This window comes from Streptomyces sp. NPDC058579 (assembly GCF_042718575.1).
Taxonomy (GTDB): Bacteria; Actinomycetota; Actinomycetes; order Streptomycetales; family Streptomycetaceae; genus Streptomyces.
Genome location: NZ_JBHXPI010000036.1, coordinates 69,675 through 71,438 on the forward strand (window position 1 = coordinate 69,675; position 1,764 = coordinate 71,438).

Genomic DNA, 1,764 nt, shown 5'->3' on the forward strand with positions numbered 1-1,764 from the left:
CCGGGCGCGGCGGGGGCCCTCGTGCGGCGGGGGGGGGCGGGCGTTCCCCACACCCCGGTCCTTTTTGTCCCCACCCTTTTGTGGGGGGGGGGGGGGGGGGGGGGGGGGGGGGGGGGGGGCGCCCCCCCCCCCCCCCCCGGGTGGGGGAAGGATCAGACGGTCGCGGAGTACTGGCTGTCCTTCATGAGGAAGGTCGCCAGCGGCTTGCCGTCGCCCTTCGACATGGCGGAGAAGGTGATGCCCAGCTGCGAGGCCGCCTTGCGGGCCAGCTTGATGTCGTCGGACGCGGTGACCTGGCCGCGCGGGATGATGAAGCGGTACGTGACCGCGGTCGTGCCACCGGCCTTGACGTCGGTGAACTCCAGGCCGAGAGCGCGCACGTCCGCGAACGGACGCTCGGCGACCTCGTACTTGTAGGTGTCGGTCGCCGGGGCGCCCACCGCCTCGACCTTGCCGCCGCCCATGAAGAACGGCAGCGTGTTCTCGTTGAACTGGAGCATGGAGAACTTCAGCGAGAGGTCACGGGCCGAGTAGATGTAGTGCACCGGGGAGACCGACTGCCACGAGTCGATGGCCTCCAGCTTGTCCTTCTTCGAGAAGGTGACGCCGTCACCGGTGGTGAAGCCGAGGTCCGTCCAGGACGCCCAGTCGGTGGCGGAGTCGGCGCCGAAGGCCGGGATGTCGGTACCGGCGTTGGCCACGTAGAGCTTGCCGATGCCTGCGACGCGGATCTCGGCGGAGTTGTTTCCTGCCATGGTGGATTTCTCCTTGGGTTGAGGGAGGGGTGGCGGCGCCGCCCCGGGCGTAGGGCCCGGGCACGGCAAAGGCCCCGCCGGACGGCGAGGCCTGGTCTGTGGGGTGAGGGTCCGTCAGGGAGCCGGAGGGGCTCGGAGGACGCTCAGAAGACGCTCACGGAGAGCTGGATCACGCAGAGGTAGCGGTTGGCGCCGCGGTAGACGTAGTCGGGCAGCCAGCGCGGCCCGTCCTGCTCCTCGACATCGCTGACGAAGTTGACGCCGATCTTCTTGCCGATGGTGGCGAGCAGCGCGCGCCGGGCGCCGTTGGCGAGCACGTGGGCCGCGTTCTTGGTCGGCCCGTACACCTCGAACTCGATCAGCGGCTTGTCGACGTGCAGGTCGCCGATCCAGGCGCCGCCGCGGCGGTTGACCAGGACGGCGCTCTGCGTGCCGTCGAAGCCGGCCGGCGCCTGGACGGCGATCACGGCGCCGGCCAGGGCCGGGTCGGCCTTGAGGACGTCGACGACCAGCTTCTCGACGTCCGGGAACGCACTCGGGGGAGTGGTCATGACGGTTCTCCTCGGTGGAAGGGGAGGCGGGACGGGGTGGTGCGGGGAGGTGCGATGCGGTGCGGGCCGTACGGGGCCGTCCGGGGCGCTCGACGCGGGCGAGGGGGAGGGGGCGCGGAGCGCTCCCGGACGGCGAACGGCGAAGCCGTTGCCCGTTGCTCGGGCACAGCTCCGCCGCTGCACCAACTGTGACAGAGAGCGTGCGCGCACGCAACTAGTTCGCGGAATGGGTGGGATCTCCCGGCGGGGAGGGCCCGGTCGGCCGGGGGCGCGGGACCAGCTTGGCGACGCTGACGCGCAGGTGCCGGGAGTGCTTGATCGGCCCCGAGGCGCGTTCGTGCCGCACGAAGCGGGACTTCCCTACGAGCCAACTCGTCGGAGACGTACGGAAGACGAGACGGCCCTCCTCCTCAGGCAGGGCGAACGACGAAGCGCCCCGCGTCTCTCCAGGAGCCGCG

General features: G+C 71.4%; 3 protein-coding genes. All 3 read right to left on the bottom strand.

The annotated features are described in order from the left end of the window. Positions 1-152: 152 nt before the first annotated feature. A complete protein-coding gene (locus tag ACFWRO_RS29330; RefSeq protein WP_384515191.1) occupies positions 153-755 on the bottom strand; it encodes a phage tail protein in 603 nt (200 codons plus the stop codon). A 143-nt stretch (positions 756-898) separates the two neighbouring features. Further along, a complete protein-coding gene (locus ACFWRO_RS29335) occupies positions 899-1,306 on the bottom strand; it encodes a hypothetical protein (RefSeq protein ID WP_362013623.1) in 408 nt (135 codons plus the stop codon). Between the two features lie 214 nt (positions 1,307-1,520). Next, the coding region (locus ACFWRO_RS29340; protein ID WP_384515194.1) for a hypothetical protein at positions 1,521-1,764 on the bottom strand (244 nt) is incomplete at its 5' end.